Origin of the sequence: Janthinobacterium agaricidamnosum NBRC 102515 = DSM 9628, from assembly GCF_000723165.1 — a bacterium.
GTDB classification, from domain to species: Bacteria; Pseudomonadota; Gammaproteobacteria; order Burkholderiales; family Burkholderiaceae_D; genus Janthinobacterium; species Janthinobacterium agaricidamnosum.
On sequence record NZ_HG322949.1, the window covers coordinates 1520707 to 1539671 of the forward strand.

Annotated in this window: 3 protein-coding genes; all 3 read left to right on the forward strand. The window is 64.4% G+C overall.

Annotation, left to right across the window (positions count from 1 at the left end; genetic code table 11):
• Positions 1-101 precede the first annotated feature (101 nt).
• The 3 genes from GJA_RS06505 to GJA_RS06515 are packed head-to-tail and all read left to right on the forward strand — an operon-like array spanning position 102 to position 18956.
• Positions 102-3362, forward strand: a complete 3261-nt coding sequence (locus GJA_RS06505) for a non-ribosomal peptide synthetase (protein WP_038490109.1) — start codon at positions 102-104, stop codon at positions 3360-3362.
• Entirely contained in the window at positions 3362-17365 is a 14004-nt protein-coding gene (locus GJA_RS06510; RefSeq protein ID WP_038490111.1) for a hybrid non-ribosomal peptide synthetase/type I polyketide synthase, read from the forward strand. The genes GJA_RS06505 and GJA_RS06510 overlap by 1 nt, the downstream gene beginning before the upstream one ends.
• Entirely contained in the window at positions 17355-18956 is a 1602-nt protein-coding gene (locus tag GJA_RS06515) for an MBL fold metallo-hydrolase (RefSeq protein ID WP_038490113.1), read from the forward strand. The genes GJA_RS06510 and GJA_RS06515 overlap by 11 nt, the downstream gene beginning before the upstream one ends.
• Positions 18957-18965 lie beyond the last annotated feature (9 nt).

Genomic DNA, 18965 nt, shown 5'->3' on the forward strand with positions numbered 1-18965 from the left:
ACGGAGGTACAGCGAGCAACACAGACCCGGAAGTGGGCTGCGCAGCAGGTTTTTCGAGGTGCTTTCAACGCATCCATGTGAACTAACCTCAGGGCTTACCCATGCGTATTACCTTACCTTCCACTTACCAATATCGTTTTTGGCTCGAATGGTCGTTAAATCCAGCGTCTTCGGCTTACACGACGCCGCTGGTCTTCCGTCTTTCCGGCAATTTGCAGCAGGAGGCGCTGCGCCAGGCGCTCGATGCCTTCGTCCACGACTACGATGAAGGATGCCGCTCCATTTTCAAGGCCGACGGCGAGCAGCTGCTGCGCCATGTGGCGGAGAAGGTCGACGTCGCGATTGAGTTTGTCGACGCCAGCGCCGAAGCAAGGCGCGGGCAACTGGCGGAACAAGCTACGCAACAATGGATAGCGAACAAGACTTCGGAAGTATTTGCCCTCGACCACGCACCGCTGTTCCGTTTTTCATTGCGCCGCATCGCCGACCAGCAGCATATTCTGGTATTGGCTTTTCCGCATATTATCTCGGATGCGTTTTCGGCAGCCTACATCATTCAATGCCTGGCGCTGCTGTATAACCACTACGCGGCCGGCGGCCCGCTGCCGGTGACGGAGCGGGCGGATTTCTCCGATTACCTGGCGCTCGAAGCGCAATACCTCGATTCGCCGCAACAGCGGCAGGATATTGCGTATTGGCGCAATGCGCTGGAGGGACGCCAGCTGGGCGTGGCCCTGCCATCGCCCGGCGCCGAGCAGGAAGGAGGCTGGAGCAGCCATCGCTTTGCCCTCGACGCCGGCACGCTGGCGGCGCTGAAAAGCAGTACCAAGCAGAACCGCACCACCTTGTTCCTGGTCATGTCCAGCCTGTATGCGGTGACATTGGCGCGGGTGTACGACCTGAATAACTTCATCGTCACCTATCCGGTCAACATGCGGCCGCGCGGCTTCAAGGGCGCCAGCGGCTGCTACGTGAACAACCTGCCGATGTGGGTTGCGCTGCAGCGCGGACAGACGCTGGCCGAGGTGGTGGCGCAGATTACCGCCCAGCGCGGGCAAAGCAAGCTGCACCAGCAATTGTCGCTGACCGAAATGGTGGCGGCGCTGCGCGGCGCCGGCGCGCTGGCGGAGACGACGATTTTCAATGTCAGCATTTCCGAAGCCTTTTTTGTCCAGGATGCGCCGATTACCTTCGATGGCCTCGGCGCGGAACTGCTGCCGGTCAGCAGTAACGAGCGCCCGTTCGACCTGAACCTGGCCTACCAGGTGACGGATGATGGCATTGCGCTCAATATCGAGTTTAACCGTGCCCGCATGTCGGGTGAGCAGGCGGCGGCTTTCGCCGCCAGCTTCGAACTGGTGGTCGCGGCATATCTGCGCGAAGAAGCGAGCGGCGTGTATGCCATCGAGGTGCAGCCTGTGGCCCAACGGGCGCTGCTGGAGCAGTATTGGCGCGGCGCCGACAGCACCGCCGACGGTTTGAACTGGGTCGAGCGGTTTATCGCACAGGCGGCGCGCACGCCAGACGCCCGGGCGCTGGGCTTTGGCGGCGAATGGCTGAGCTATCGCGAGCTCGATGAGCAGTCGGCACGGCTGGCGGCTTACTTGCGCCAGCGCGGCGTCGCGGCGCATGCGCTGGTCGGACTGTGCTGCGTGCGCTCGATTGAAATGGTGCTGGGCATCGTCGCCATCCTGCGCGCCGGCGCCGCCTACGTGCCGCTGGATCCGGAGGCGCCGCCGGAACGGATCCGGCAGATCGTCAGTGACGGCGGCCTCAGCGTCTTGCTGACCCAGGCGGATTGCCCGCCGCATCTGGCCGGTCTCGGACTGGCGACGTACGCGATCGGCGACCGTGGGCAATGGTGCTCAAGCGAGCCGCTGGAGTACCAGCCGATTCATCCGGATAGCTTGGCCTACGTCATTTATACCTCCGGCTCCACCGGTACGCCCAAGGGCGTGGCGAATACGCATCGGGCCCTGATCAACCGGCTCGACTGGCATGGAACGCTGCTGGAACCGGGCAAGGCGCCGCGGGTGCTGCAAAAAACGCCGTATTACTTCGATGTCTCCGTATGGGAATTCCTGTGGCCGCTGCAAAATGGCTTTGAGCTATTGGTCGCGCCGCCGGCGATCCACAAGGATCCGCAAGCCTTGCAGACTTTAATGCTGGAGCAGAACATCGGCGTGGTGCATTTCGTGCCGTCGATGCTGAGCGCCTTTCTCGATGCGCTCGATGGCGAAGGCGCGCATGATTTTCCGCATTTGCAACTGGTGGTGTGCAGCGGCGAGGCGCTATACGCGGAACAGGCCGACCTGTTTTACCGCAAATTGCCTGACTGCCGGCTGTACAACCTGTACGGCCCTACCGAAGCGGCGATCGATGTCAGCAGCTGGGCTTGCCTGCCCAGCAGTACGGCGACGCTGGCATGCGTGCCGATTGGCCGGCCGATCGACAATGTTGCGCTGTATGTGCTCGATTCCAATTTTGATCCTTGCCCGCTGGGCGTGCGCGGCATGCTGTATATCGGCGGCGCCGGCCTGGCGCGCGGCTATGTCGGCCGTGCCGACCTGACGGCCGAGCATTTCATGCCCGACCCTTACGCGGCGCACGCCGGGGCGCGCATGTACCGCTCCGGCGACCTGGCGACGCTGGACGAAAACGGCGTCATCCATTACCTCGGCAGGCTCGACGAGCAAATCAAAATCAATGGCAACCGGATCGAGTTGCGCGAAGTCGAGGCTTGCCTGCTGGCGTTCCCCGGCGTGGCCTTGTGCGCGGTGGTGCCGGTCGAAATCGATGGACGCATCCGGCAGTTGCATGCCTACGTGGAAACGGTGCGCGATACCTCAGGCTGGCATCCGGAGCACTTGCACGACCACGTCGCCGCCTGCCTGCCCGACTATATGCGGCCGCAGCACATCGAGGTGCTGGACAGCATGCCGATGCTGCCGACAGGAAAAATAGACCGTGGCCGCCTGCGCCGCACCTCGATGCCTGACGACCGCCAGGCTGCGCCGCCGGAGCGCGCCATGACGACGTTCCAGAGCGAGGTCGCCAGCGAATGGGCGGCCGTGCTGAAAACCACGCAGATTGTTTATAACGACAATTTCTTCATGCTCGGCGGCAGTTCGATCCAGGTCATCCAGATGACCGGCAGGATCAACCGCCGTTACGGCCTGCTGCTGTCGCCGCAAGCGCTGTTCGCGTCGCCGCGCCTGAACGATTACTGCACCGACGTGCTGATGGCGATTGCGATGGATGCAAAACAGCAACACCGGCTTGAAAGCTTATTCCAGCAACTGGCTCCGGAAGAGATGGATGCCTTGCTCAAAATTGTGTCACCTTCGGGAGTATCGGTCTGATGTCGTTGAATGAATCCATCGAAGCAAAACGCCAGAAATTACTGGCGGCTTTTTCAAAAATTTCCTCTGATCAAACAACTGCCGGCATTGCTCGCCAAGCGCGCCCTGCGGCGATTCCCGCCTCGGACGAACAAGCGCGTTTATGGCTGCAGATCGCCATCAGCGGCGGGTCCAGCCATTTCCATATTCCGCATATCCTGGATGTGCGGGGCAGCCTGGACCGGGCCGCGTTCGGCGCCGCGGTGCAGGCTATGGTGGCGCGCCACGAGGCGCTGCGCAGCAGCTTTAGCGAAACCGCGGGCGCGCTGCATCAGGTGGTGCGGCCGGCGCTTGAGCTGACCATCGCCGAACATCATCACGACGCAAGCGTGGACGAAGAACAGATCGCGCGGCATATCGCCGCCGACGTCGCGCTGCCGTTTGACCTGGCCGCCGGACCGCTGTTGCGGGTAAGCCTGCATCATCTCGGCGAACAGCGCCGCTTCATCGTGCTGACCGTGCATCACCTGGTCGCCGACGGCTGGTCGCTCGACCTGATGCTGGAACAGCTCTGGAGCAGCTACGATGCGCTGGGGCAGGGCGCCGCATTGGCCGCGCCGGACCAGCAGGCATTGCAGTATGCGGATTACGCCCTGTGGCAAAAACAGGCGCTGAAAGCCGGAACATTTGATGCCAGCCTGGCTTACTGGGGGGGCAAGCTGCGCGGCGCGGCGAGCCTGAATTTGCCGTTCGCGGCCAGCAGGCCGAAAGTGCAGTCGCATCGCGGCGACCTGTCTTTCTTTCAGATCGCCTTGCCGCTGCGGGGCCAGGCGGATGCCCTGGCGCGCCGCCATGGCACCACCCTGTTTACAGTGATGCTGGCGGCCTGGCGCCGGCTGCTGGCCGATTATTCCGGCCAGCAGGATTTTTGCATCGGCACCACCGCCTCCAACCGCTTGCGCCCCGGTAGCGAGCAGATCGTCGGTTTTTTTGCCAATTTGCTCGCCTTGCGTACCACGACCGCCGATTGCCTCTCGTTTGCCGATTTGCTGCAACGCGAACACCAGACCGCGCTGGAGGCGCTGCAGCATCAGGAACTGTCCTTTGACCAGGTGGTGGCGCATATCGATCCTGAACGGGACTACAGCCGCAGCCCATTGTTCCAGATTAATTTTGTATTGCAAAACACGCAGGACGCGACCGCGGCCATGCAGCCGGCGCGGCCGCAGGATCGCGCGCTGACCATGGTGCGGCGTAACGACCTGTACCGTTATGCGCAATACGACATCAGCCTGTTTGCCGAGCAGACGGCGGCCGGACTCGATTGCTGCCTGGTGTTCAATACCGACTTGTTCGAACCGGCCGACATGGCGCGCCTGGGACAAGCCTACAGCCACTATTTGCAGGCGCTCAGCGGCGCGCCGGAACTGCCGATGCGCGATATCGGACTGTTGCCGCCGGCATTGCGGCCGCTGCTGGACGGCTGGCAGCACAACGATCCCTGGCCGCTGTTGCCGGCGTCGGTCGGCAGCGTCATCGCGCAACTGGCGCAGTCCCAAGGCGGACGTATTGCGATCCGCCAAGGCGCGCGCCAGCTCGATTACGCCACGCTGGACCGGACGGCGAATCAACTGGCCGCGCATATCCTCGACCTGGGCATTCCGTGCGGCAGCCATATCGGCATCTTGCTCGATCCCGGCATCGACCAGGTGGTCAGCATGCTGGCGGTATTGAATGCCGGCTGCGCCTACGTACCGCTGGATAGCCGCTATCCGTCCGACCGCCTGCAATATCTGATCGACGACAGCAATGCCGGGGTGATTATCACCAGCGAAGCCATGCTCGACCGGGTGGAGCTACTGCAGGATGGTTTTCTCAACCTGCTGGTGCTGGAAGAGCAGCGCGAGGAAATTGCCGCGCATGCCGGAACGTTGCCCGATATCGTATTGAAGCCCCAGGCTGCCGCCTACCTGATGTATACCTCCGGCACCACGGCGCTGCCCAAAGGCGCGCTGGTGCCGCAAGTGGCCATCCTGCGCCTGGCGTATCGTCCGGACTATGTCGAGGTCGGCCCGGACGACGTATTCCTGCAGTTCGCGCCGACGGCGTTCGACGCTTCCACTTTCGAGATCTGGGCAGCACTGCTGAACGGCGCGTCGCTGGTGGTGCCGGAAGCGCCGGATACGCCATTGGACAAGCTGGGGCAATTGATCGAGCAGCACGGCATTACGGTCTTGTGGCTCACCAGCGGGCTGTTTTCGACGATGGTGGACTATGCGCCGGCCTCGCTGCGCGGACTGCGCTATCTGCTGTGCGGCGGCGACGTGCTGTCCGCCGACCATGTCGGCCGGGCCCAGGCGCTGCTGGCCGACGGCACGGTGGTCAACGGTTACGGGCCGACCGAAACCACCACGTTTGCCAGCACGTATGCGGTGCGCGAAAAGACCGGCGCCGCCACGGTGCCGATCGGCGCGCCGATACGCGGCACGTCCGTGTATGTGCTGGACGATGAGCTGGCGCTGGCCTTGCCTGGCGCCGCCGGGCACATCCATATCGGCGGTGCAGGCCTGGCGCACGGCTATTTCAAGCGGCCGGAACTGACTGCCGGCGTCTTTTTGCCGGACCCCTTCAGCGCACAGCCGGGCGCGCGCATGTATGCCAGCGGCGATCTCGGCATGTGGGGCAACGACGGCCAGCTGCGTTACCTGGGGCGCGGCGATCGCCAACTGAAGGTGCGAGGTTTTCGGATTGAACCGGCGGAAATCGAAGCAGCCTTGCTGCAATGCAAAGGCGTACAGAGCGCGGCCGTGGTGGCGGATGTCACGCCCCAGGGCGACAAGCAACTGGTGCTGTACTGGAGCGCCGGCGCCGATGCCGCCGTGGTGCCGGAAGAGGCGGTATTGCGCCGGCATATGCAGGGCATGTTGCCGGAATATATGCAGCCGGCGCGCTATTGCCAGGTCCAGGCCATGCCGCTGACGCCGAACGGCAAGATCGACCGCTCGGCATTGCCGCGCCTGTCGGTGGCGCAGCCGGAACGAACCGTGCCGGTGCGCGAACTGAGCGGCTTGCAGCAACGCCTGTATCGATTATGGGAAGACGTGCTCGGGCGCGGCGGTTTTGACATCGGCGAGGGCTTTTTCGATCTCGGCGGAGATTCCCTGCTGGCCATCCGGCTGAAGGCCAAGGCCCAGGAACAGGGCATCGAATTCGATATCCAGGATTTATTCGCCAGCCAAAGCATCGAGGCGCTGAGCGCCTTCATTGAGGCCCGCCAGCCGCTGCCCGCAGCGGCTGCGATCGACAGTGCGCCGCAGGCAGCCTTGCTCAGCGCGGCTGATGCGGCGCGGCTGCCGGCCGGGGTCAGCGACGCTTATCCGCTGAGCCAGCTGCAGCTGGGCATGCTCTACCACAGTCACCTGCACAGCAACTCCAGCCTGTACCACGACGTGATCGGTTACGTCGTGACGCATCCCTGCAATGAAGACCATCTCGCCGAGAGCCTGGCGCGGCTGGCGGCGCGCCATCCTTTGCTGCGCACCTCGCTCGACATGGAAAATTTCACGGTGCCGCTGCAACTGGTGCATGGACAGGCGACCATTCCGCTGACGGTGGCCGACTTGCGCCAGCTGGACCACGCGCAGCAGGCGGCCCGCATCCGCGAGTTCATGGATCAGGAACGCTTCCGGCGCTTCGATCTCGGACAGGCGCCGCTGTTCCACGCTTTCGTCTTCAAGCTCGACCAGAGCCGCTTCAAGCTGGTCTGGAGCTTTCATCACGCGATCCTGGACGGCTGGAGCGAAGCGACGCTGACCACCGAATTCCTGCAGCAGTATTTGTCTTTATTGACGGGAACGCCGCTGTCCTGGCAGCCGGTACAGACCACGTATCGCGACTTCATCGCGCTGGAAAGCGCCGCGCTTGCCAACCACGCGCACCGGGATTTTTGGCGCGACATGCTGGCCGATGTGCGGCCCACGTCGCTGCGCCGCAAGCCGCAGGCTGCGCTTGCAGCGCCGCGGCAGGAGGAGGCGGTCGCGCACCTGCAGGTCGCCATCTCCGCCGAACTGGCGGCCGCGTTGCAGGAACTGGCGCGCAGCGCCAATGTGCCGCTCAAAAGTGTGCTGTTGACCGCGCATCTGCATGCGCTCGGCGTATTAACCGGACAGGACGATGTCGTCGTGTCGATGGTGACCCACGTCCGGCCGGAAACCGAGGATGCGGACAAGGTGGTCGGCCTGTTCCTGAACTCGGTGCCGCTGCGCGCCGTCTGCAGCAAGGACGCGCCCGCCATCGAACAGGCGCGCATGGTGTTCGCGACCGAATCGCGCATCTACGGCCACCGCTTCTATCCCTCGCAACAAATCCGCCAGGCGGCCGGCGGCGTCGAGCTGGGCGAAGTGCTGTTCAACTACACCAGTTTCCACATACTGCGGCAACTGGCGCCGGCCGACCAGCTGATGCTGCAATCGCGCGACGGCCATGCGGTGAACAGCTTTCCGATCCAGTTCGACTTTTCACTGTCGGCCAGCGACCAGCAACTGGCATGCTGGATCAGCTACCGCAGCGATGCCTTCGATGCGCAGGATGTCGCCGAGATCGCCCACGTGCAGCAGCAGGCCTTGCTGCGGCTGGCGGGCCAGGCGCATGCGCCGGCCTGGCTGCCTGACGCCAGCGAACGGCAACTGGCCGAGTGGGGCACACCCGGCTGCGCGGTCGACGCGACCAGCCTGGGAGAGCGGTTGCTGGCGGTCGCGCGCCGCCAGCCGGATGCCGTGGCGATGATCGAGGGCGCCGAGCATATCAGTTACGCGCAGCTGGCCGAACGCAGCGGGCAGCTGGCCGCGGCATTGAGCGCCATGGGCGTGCAAAAAGGCGCCACGGTCGCGCTGTGCGCGGAGCGTTCGGCGCTCGGCCTGCTGACGGTACTGGCGCTGTTCCGGCTGGGCGCGGTCTATTTACCGCTGGATCCGGCATTGCCGCAGCTGCGGATGGACTACATGCTGGCCGATGCGCAGCCCTGCCTGATCGTCGGCAGCGACGCGGCGCCGCCGTTCCTGCGGCAGCATGCGATCCGCTTCGTCAGCTGCGCTGCGCTGGCGCTGGCGCCGGACCTGGCAGCGGTCGCGCCGGCGCCGGTGCAGTCCACCGACCTTGGTTATATCTTGTATACATCGGGTTCCACCGGTGCGCCGAAAGGCGTGCTGTGCCGGCAGGATGGCGTGCTGGCCTTGTTCCAGGACCTGCAGCAGCACTACCCGCTGTGCAGCGCCGACCGGGTGCTGTGGAAAACCTCGGTTTCCTTCGATGTGTCGCTGACGGAAATGTTATGGCCTTTCCTGGCCGGCGCCGCGGTGGTGATCGCGCGCCAGGATGGCCAGTACGATCCGGTCTACCTGGCGCGGCTGATTGCCGACAGCGGCGTCACGGTGGTCAATTTCGTGCCGTCGATGCTGCACCTGTTCCTGCAGGCGAACCAGCTGGACGGGGACGGTCCGCTGAAAGCAATCTTTGCCGCAGGGGAAGCATTGCTGCCGGCGACGGCGGCGCTGGCCAGGCAGAAATTGCCGCAAGCCGTACTGTTTAATGCCTACGGTCCGACCGAGGCCAGCATCTACGCGACCATCTCGCGCTGCAGCGGCGATCAAGTGCTGATCGGCAAGGCCGTGGGCGACATCGGCACCCATATCCTGGCGCCGGATCTGTCGCGGTTGCCGATCGGCGCGGTGGGCGAGCTGTATTTGTCCGGCCGCGCGCTGGCCAGCGGCTACCTGAACCAGGCGGAATTGACGGCTGAACGTTTCCTCGACAATCCTTACGGCGGCGCTAACGACGGCCGCCTGTACCGGACCGGCGACCTGGCCCGTTTCGAGCGCAACGGCGAGATCGAATTCCTGGGCCGTGGCGACCAGCAGGTGAAATTGCGCGGTTTCCGCATCGAGCCGGGGGAGGTCGAGTCCGTGCTGGGCCGCTACGCCGGCGTGGCCAAGGTTGCCGTGGTGGTCCGTGCGCATGGCACGCAAGCCGCGCAACTGTGCGCATTCGTCGAGCGCGGCGGCGTGCCGGCCTTTGCCGCGGGCGAACTCAAGGCCCATGCCGAGCAATATCTGCCGGCGTATATGGTGCCGGATGTGATTGTTGAAATGGAATCCTTGCCGTGCAGTTCCAGTGGCAAGATCGATCGCAAGCAATTGCTCACTTGCGTGATCGACGGCCCGTCGGCGGCCGCCAGGAAATATGACTTGAATGCCGCGGAAACGGCGATCGCGGCGATCTGGTGCGATATCCTGGGCCTGGCCGACGTGGATCCGGACGCCAATTTCTTTGATATCGGCGGCCACTCGCTGGCCCTGATCCAGTGCCAGATACGGCTGCGCAGCCATTTCGGCAAGGACATCGGGATCGACCAGCTGTTCCGCCACACGTCGGTGCGGGCCCTTGCCAAGTGGTTGTCCAGCGCCGAGGTCGCCGCCGCCGTCGCTGCCACGCAGCCGGTCGCCGGCTGGTCGACCGGCAGCGCGGCCGACGTCGCCATCATCGGCATGAGCGCCAGCGTGTCGGGCGCCGCGACGCTGGATCAATACTGGTCGATGCTGATCGGCGGACGCGATGGCATTACCCGCGCCGACAACGCCACGCTGCGCCAGCAAGGCGTGCCTGACAGCCTGCTGGCCAATCCGCGCTTCGTGTCCGCCAAAGGCGTGATGGCCGATGCCTGCAATTTTGACGCCGCTTTCTTCGGCTATACGCCGCGCGAGGCGGAAATCATGGATCCGCAACAGCGCAAGCTGCTGGAGCATGCCTATCTGTCGCTGGAAAATGCCGGTTATGCGCTGCCGCAAGCGGGTATCGACGTCGGCGTATATGTCGGCAGCGGCGCCAGCAATTATCTGCTGAAGCATGTGCTGGGCAATGAACAGGTGGTGACCGCGCTGGGACATTACCAGATCAATGTGCTGAACCAGCCGGCCACCCAGATCGCCTACCGGCTCAACCTGACCGGACCGGCGATCACCTTGAACACCGCGTGTTCGACCTCGCTGGTGGCGATGCACATGGCCAGCCGGGCGATCCTGAATGGCGACTGCCAGATGGCCCTGGCGGGTGCGTCCTCGATCAACACGGATGACGTGCCGGGCTACCTGTACCGCAACGGCGGGATTTTTTCGGCCGATGGTTATTGCCGCGCCTTCGACGCGCAAGCCAGCGGCACGGTCGAAGGCAGCGGCGTCGGCATGGTGCTGCTGAAGCGGCATGACCAGGCACTGCGCGATGGCGATCATGTGTATGCCGTCATCAAGGGCTCGGCGATCAACAATGACGGCCATCACAAGGTCGGCTATACGGCGCCGAGTCCGGAAGGCCAGACCAGGGTGATCCGGGCGGCGCTGGCGCAGGCCGGCGTCGCGGCGGAATCGATTTCCTATGTGGAAACCCATGGCACGGGAACCGCGCTCGGCGATCCGGTCGAAGTGGCGGCGCTGAAGGCCACCTATGGCCAGCGCGGCGCGGACGGTGCGCCGTGCCTGCTGGGCGCGGTCAAGAGCAGCATCGGCCATCTGGACAGCGCCGCCGGCGTGGCGGGCGCGATCAAGGCGGCCTTGGTCCTGCAGCGGCGGCGCTTGCCGGCCACGCTGCATTTTGAATCCTTCAATCCTTTACTGGGCCTGGAGCCGGGGAGCTTTGCGATTAATTCCGAGCCGCACGATTTCGAGCCCGGCGCCACGCCGCTGCGCGCCGCCGTCAGTTCCTTCGGGATCGGCGGCACCAATGCGCACCTGATACTGGAGGCGGTCGAAGCGGGCCCCGCCACGCCGTCCGCGCAGCGTTTCCATTGCCTGCGCCTGTCGGCCCAAACCCCGCATGCGCTGCAAGGCATGGCGGCCAACCTGGCCACCGCCTTGCAGCGGCAGCCCGGCCTGGAGCTTGCCGATGTCGCTTACAGCCTGCAGGCCGGACGGCGCGATTTTTCATGGCGCGCTTATCTGGTGGCCGATACGCTGCAGGCGGCGCTGGAGGGCTTGTCCACCATCGAGCTGGCCGGCAGCGAAACCGTCGACCAGGACTTGCCGGTGGTATTCCTGTTTCCCGGCCAGGGCGCGCAAAAGCCCGGCATGGGACGCCGGCTGTACCAGGAAGTGCCGGCGTTTCGGGTGGCGCTGGACCAGGTGTGCGCGTTGTTCGACGCGGAGCTCGGCACCCAGCTCAAGTCGATCATGTTTGCCGATACCGCGGCGACGGAAACCCGCATCGTGCAGCCCTTGCTGTTCGCCTACCAGTACGCTTTGTATCAAGCCTGGGACGCGCTGGGCGTGCGGCCCGACTACCTGATCGGCCACAGCCTGGGCGAACTGGTGGCGGCCTGCTGCGCCGGTGTCTTCACCTTGCCTGACGCGGTCAGGCTGGTGGCCTGGCGCGCCGCCGCGATGCAGGCCCGGCAGCCGGGCGCGATGCTGGCCGTGGCGCTGCCGGAAGCGGAATTACTGGCCCGCCTGCCGGCCGAACTGAGCCTTGCCGCCGTCAACGCGCCGTTGCAATGCGTGGTTGCCGGCAGTGTCGAGGCGATCCAGCGCTTTGCGTCGCAGCTCGGCGCAGAAGGCATAGGCCAATCGCGCCTGGTCTCGGAGCATGCGTTCCACTCGCCGCTGATGGCGGACGCGGCGCGGCAACTGGCGGCCTACTGCGCCGGCATGACGCTGGCGCAGCCGGCGATTCCGTTTATCTCGAACCTGAGCGGAAAACTGATCACGGCCGGGCAGGCCACCGATCCGGATTACTGGGCCGCGCACATGCTGGGCACGGTCCGTTTCTCCGACGGCGTGCGGGAACTTGCCGCGATGGGCAAGGCGCTGTGGCTTGAAATCGGCCCGGGCGAGCTGTTGGCCGGCCTGGTCCGGATTCATCGCCTGGTTCCAGCCGAACTGGTGCTGACCAGCGTACAGCGCGGTGTCGAAAGTGCGCAGGCGCTGAGCGAAAACCATGGCTGCCTGTGGTCGCGCGGCGCCCGCCTGCATACGCGCCATGCGTATCGGGACGAGCCGCGCAAGCGGCTGCCGCTGCCCGGCTATCCTTTCGAGCGCAGCCGCTTCTGGCTGCCGCTGCCGCCCGAGGATAAACAGCCGCTGCCGGCCGTTCAAGCGCAACCGGCCGCCGCTGCCGCCGCCGTCGCATCTCACGCCAGCGCGGCGGCGGTCCCTGCGGCCGCCAGCCTGGCACGACCGCTGTCCGCGACGGAACGGGTGCTGCAGGAAATCTGGACCGAATGCCTGGGACACCGCGATATCGCGCCGACCAGCGATTTCTTCGAATTGGGCGGCGACTCGCTGCTGGCGGGACGCATCCTGGTGCGCATCCAGGAGCGCCTGCGGATCGAATTGCCGCTGGTGACATTCTTCGATCACCCGACCATCGCCGGCCTGGCTGCCGCGCTGGCGGCAAGCGCAAATCCGCCGCCCGCGCCGCCCGCGCTGGAAGCGACGCTGGCCGGGCCCGCGCCGCAGGCAGCGCCGTCCTATCGCCAGGCTCCGCTGTCTTTCCAGCAAGGGCGTTTGTGGACCTCGGAGCGGCTTGGCATGGGCGGAGCGGTGTTTCATCTTCCGCAATGCATCCATTTGCGCGGCAACGTCGACCGGCGCGCGCTGGAATGGGCGCTGGGCGAACTGGTAAAGCGGCATGCGGCGCTACGCACCTCGTTCCATGTCGGCCATGGCGAAGCCGACTATCAGTGCGTGCATGGCGCCGTCGCGCTGGAATTGCCGATTATCCGCTACCCGGCGGAGTCGCAAGAATCGGCGCAGGCTTTCCTGGCGCAGCAATTGTCGCAACAGATGGCCATGCCTTTTCAGCTGGATCGCGCACCGTTATTGCGTGCCGTATTGCTGGAGTTTTCCAGCGACCATTGTTGTTTGTTGATGGTATTTCACCACCTGGTGGTGGACGGCTGGTCATTCAAGGTGATCGCACGCGACCTGGGCGCCTTCTACCACGCCATCAGCCGCGCCCAGGCGCCCGCTTTGCCGCTGCTTGAATGGGACTATGCGGACTACAGCGGCGCCCAGCGTTCCGATTTTTCCGACGGCCGCTTCGCCGCCCACCAGGCGTTCTGGCAGCGCCAGTTGCAGGACTTGCCGGTACTTGAATTGGGGGCCGAGCGCGGCGCAGGCAATTCCGCTATCGGGCGTGAACATCGTTTCACTATCGACGCCGCCCAGTCCGCATTGCTGGAGCAACTGTGCCGCGAACTGCGGACCACGCCGTATGTGGTGTTCCTGTCGGCATTCTTGCTGGTGCTGTCGCAGCATGGCGGGCAACGCGACCTGGTGCTCGGTTCGCCGGTCGCCAACCGCGCCAGTCGCAAGATCGAGGAAATGGTCGGCTTTTTCGTCAACATGATCGTGCTGCGGGTCGATCTGGCCGGCGCCGCCGATCTGCGCCAATGGATCGACCTGGTGCGCAGCAGCGTGCTGGCGGCACAAAGCCATCAAGACTATCCGTTCGAAAAACTGGTGGAGCAGCATGGCGGCCAGCGTAACGCCAACCTGACGCCCTTGTTCCAGGTGGTGTTTTCGATGCAGGACGAACCGACCCGCAATTTCGCCGTTGGCGATGTGGATATTTCTTTCGAGGAAATCGGCGAGGCGGTCGCCGAATACGACCTGACGCTCAATCTGTATCGCCAGGGAACAGGTTTTTCCGGCGTGCTGCAATATCGCTCGGGCCTGTTCGATGACCATGCGATGTCGCAAATGGCGCGCCAGTTCCAGCAGGCGCTGATGCTGATGACCAGCCGCGGCGCCTTGCCGCTGCATGCCGTCTGCCTGTTGCCTGAAGCCGAGCGGCAACAGTTTCTCAGCAGTTGCGACCCTGTGCCGGCCAGCCTGCCCGCGGCGCATGACTTGCTGAGCTTGCTGTCCGGCAGCGTGCGTCCGGATAACGGCGCCGTGGCGATCGTCGCCGGAAATCAGTCCGTCACTTATGCCGAACTGGCGCATGGCATGGATGTCGTGGCCGGCAACCTGCTCGCGCGCGGTATTCAAGCCGGCGAGCGGGTCGCGCTATGCCTGCCGTCCGGGATACCGGCGATCACGCTGATGCTCGGCATCCTGCGCTGCGGCGCCAGCTACCTGCCGCTGGATCCTGGCGCGCCGCAGCCGCGCCAGGAAGCGATCCTGAGCCAGGCCAGGCCGGTCTTGCTGGTGGCCGGCCCGACCGCCGCGCCATCGTGGCAAGATTGTCCGCTGCTGCCTGCCGAGGAATTGATGGCGGACGGCGGCGCGGCGGCGCTGGCGCGATTGCCGGCGCAATTGCCGGCCGCGGCCTGCGCCTACACCCTGTTCACCTCCGGTTCCAGCGGTACGCCGAAAGGCGTGGAAGTCAGCCATCGTGCGCTGAGCCATAAAATACAGGCCTTGCATCTGGCCTACCGCATGACGGCGGGCGACCGGGTGCTGCAATTTTCTTCGCTGGCGTTCGACGTCTCGCTGGAGGAAATCTTCACCGCGCTGCACGCCGGCGCCTGCGTGCTGATAGGCGATAAGGCCGGATGGCCGTCGATGGCCGCTTTCAGCGACTGGCTGGAGCAATATGGGACTACGGTGGCCAATCTGCCGGCATCGTTCTGGCGCGCCTGGGTCGCTGAAATGGCGTCGGGAAGGGCGCGCCTGCCTTCGGCGCTGAGGTTGCTGATCACCGGCAGCGAACGGGTCGATCCGGCGGCGGTCCGGGAGTGGCGCACGGTTGCCGGCAGCCGGGCGGAACTGGTCAATGCCTATGGCCTGGTCGAGAGCGTGATCACATCGATTGTGCATGCCTGCGACTTGCTCCAGCCGGTTCCGCCTGGCGAGGTGGCGATCGGCCAGCCGCTGCCGGGCAGCTACGCCTATATTCTGAACGAGCATTTGCAGCCGGTCGCGGCGTCTTGCCGCGGCCAGCTGTATCTGGGCGGCAGCGCGCTGGCCAGCGCTTACCTGGGCCGGCCGGACCTGACGGCTGAAAGTTTCATGCCGGATCCCTTCCGCAGCGAAGCCGGAGCCAGGATGTACCGCACCGGCGATATGGTCAAACGCAACGCCGCGGGCGATATCGTGTTCCTGGAGCGGCGCGACCGCCAGGTCAAGGTGCGCGGCATCCGCGTCGAGCTGGCCGAGGTGGAACGGGTGCTGCTGGACTTGCCGGCGGTGCGCGAAGCGGCGGTGCGCGTGGCGCCAGGCGAGCCGGATCAACGAGGCCAGACCCGCATCGAAGCATTCGTGGTGCTGGAGGATGGCCATCTTGCCGACGTGCGTCAGCTGATGCGGCAATTGCGCGGCGCCGCCGCGGCCCATCTGGTGCCGCATGCGCTGGTCATCTTGGCGGCATTGCCGAAAACGGCCGGCGATAAAACGGATTATCAGCAATTACCGCCGATCGAAGCTCGCGCCGAGGTCCATCGGGATGCGCCGCTGACGCCCGCCATGCAGGCGCTGGGCACGGTGTTGCGCAGCGTGTTGCAGCTGTCCCATGTCGATCTTCGCGACAATTACTTCGGCTTGGGCGGCGATTCGATCCTGGTGCTGCGTGCGATATCCCAGTTAAATCACCACGGCTGGTCGCTCGATCCGCGGGAATTTTTCAATAGCCCGACGCTTGAGGATCTGGCCGGCCGCATGCAACCGTGGACCAGTCCCGCTTCGGCACAGCCGGGCGGCATGGATTTTCCGCTGAGTCCTTACCAGTTGCGGCAGTTGCAGCGCGATAGCGCCGCCCACTGGAACCGTTCCTTGCTGGTGCGCGCGGCGGGGCAATTGCAGCCAGAGGTCTTGCTGGGCGCGGTGCGCGACTTGTTGCAGCGGCATGCCGGCCTGCGTTGCGTGTTCGACCGCGGCGCCGGATACGGCCGCATCCAGCCGTTCGATGAGGCCATGCCGCGGACGGTGTGCAGCAGCCACGACCTGCGCCAGCTGGACGACCCGGCAGCCTTTATCCTGGAGCACAGCGGCGCCTTGCAGTTGTCGTTTGAACTGGACCAGGGGCCGTTGCTGCGGATTGCGCATCTGCGTTATCCGGACGGCAATGATCGCCTGTTTATCCTGATGCATGGATTGCTGGCCGATAGCCATGCCTGGTCCGTGCTGCTGCAGGACTTGTCGCGCGGCTACCAGCGGCAACTGAACCATGCCGGCCTGCCGCAAGTGCAGGGACAGGCGGTGACGGCCGACCACGCCTATCCGCACTATATGCGGCAGCTGGACCAGCAACTGGCCAATAGCCTGCGCAACGGCGCGACCTTGTCATATTTTGCGGACATGACGGAGAACGTCGCGTTGCCGCGCGACCGCGCTGGTGAAAATAGCGAAGCGAGCCAGCGCGTGATTCACCATGTGCTCGATGCCGAGAGTGCCGGCGCGCTATTGCTGGAACTGCCGGCCCGCCGCGGCGTCAAGGCGGCGACGGCGGTCATCGCCGCCGCCGCCGGCGCGCTGCGCGCCTGGGCCGGCGGCGCGCTGGTCGCCGATCTCGGACGCCATGGCCGCGACTGGCTGGACCAGCCGGAGGTGGCGGCGACGGTCGGCTGCTTTGTCTGCGACGTGCCGCTGTACATCGCTGCCGATGGCGACTACCGGCGCTTGCCGGGCTTGCTGGCGCTGGAACAGCGGCTGGAACGGATGCCGCTGGCCGCGCTGGGCTACGAGCGCTTGCCGGCGCCGGACGACGACAGCCGCAAGGACGCCTGGCACCGCATGACGCATCCGGAAGTCAGCATCGATTTCGTGTCGGCGCCGGCGGCGCATGCGTCCGGCCTGTTTTCACAGGCGCCGGAAAGCGTCGCGGAAGACCGGGCGCCGCTGGCCCGGCGCTCGCATTGCCTCAACCTGGTGGCGCTGGTGCGCGACGAGCAAGTGCTGCTGGAGTGCCGCTACAGCGCGGCGCTGCATGACCAGGCCTCGATCGAATCCGTGATGCTGGCATGGCGCCAGCATTTGTCGGCGATTCTGTTGCAGGCCGCCGAACAACAATCCCTTGTAAACGAGCATCATGATGAATAAGAAAATATACCTGAAACCTAATGTCGTATTCGAACCGCTGATTAACCAATGGTATGCCTGGACCTTCCTGGTGCAGCCGGCAACCTATGCGATGGTGCTGAAGAATTCGCAGCTGCGCATCATGGAATCGTTTGTCAAGGCGCCGGAGTTGCACAAGCGTTCAGCCGAAAAAATGGCGGGCGGTCCGTTCCTGAATGGTGGCAAGGAAATTGTCGCTGTGATCGAGGAGTTGATTGCGAGCAGCAAAGTGAAATGCACCGCCTTGCTCGAACTGGCAGAGGCGATGCGCGAGCTGGATGCGTTGCTGGCCGAAAAGGGCGACGGCGACAGCCTTTCTTCCCTTTATCCGGAAATTCCCGCCGGACTGCGCGGACTGGTCGAACTTGGCTACGACCTCAGCGGTCACCCATCGTTCCGCTTTATCGAAAGCCTGTTATACGAGAGCGAGTATTATCTTCCGGCGCTGCAAAGCGTGAATGGATTCCTGGCCAGCAGCGATACTCGCAGTTTCATGATGAGCACGCCCAGGATCGCACAGCCGCATATGGCGCAGATAAGGCTGCCGTTCAGGGACGCGCTGTACGATGAGTTGTTTGCCTCGCGCATCGATGGCGCCAGCCCGGCGTTGATCGATGCATTGCTGGTCCATGTGGAAGGCGGCGACAGCAAGCGGGAGCAGGTCGAGGCATGGTTCACCGATACCCCGCCGGAGGCGCGTCCGGCCAGCGCCGGGCGTGCTGCCGGCCAGGTGCGCGTGCGCTATTTCAATCATGCCACCGTGTTGGTGGAAACCGACGGTTTCAGCCTGATGACCGATCCTATCGTCGGTTATCCGCTGGAACCGGGCAGCGATCCGTTTACGTTTGCCGACCTGCCCGAACGCATCGACTACGTCTTGCTGACGCATAACCATCAAGATCACATCGTCCTGGAAAGCCTGCTGCAACTGCGCCACCGCATCGGCACCTTGATCGTGCCGCGCAGCCATGCCGGCTTCATGCAGGATCCATCGATCAAGCTGGCCTTGCAGGCGTGCGGCTTTGAACGCATCATCGAAGTGAGCGAATTCGATACGCTGGCTGTTGCCGGCGGTGAAATTACCGCGCTGCCCTTCCTCGGCGAACATGGCGATTTGCATATCGCCTCCAAGGCGGCGTTCGCGCTCAAGGTTGCCGGCAAAAGCATGCTGTTCGCCGCCGATTCGAATAATTTACAGCCGGAGCTGTATCAGCGCGCGGTGAAGATTATCGGCCGCATCGATACCATCTTCCTGGGAATGGAGTGCGAAGGCGCACCGATGTCGTGGTTGTACGGCGCATTGCTGAAGCAGCCGCTGAGCCGGAAATTCGACCAGAACCGCCGCCTCAACGGATCGGACAGCATGCGCGCCTGGCCATTGATCCAGTGCTTCGGACCGCGCCAAGTGTTTGTTTATGCGATGGGCGCCGAGCCCTGGCTCAAGTTCATCTCCAGTATCGACTACACCGAGCAGTCGTTGCCTATCGTCGAATCCGACAAACTCATCGAACGTTGCCGCGAGCACGACATCTGGTCCGAGCGCCTTTATCTGAAAAAGGAAATCAGCTTGTGACCGCCAGCG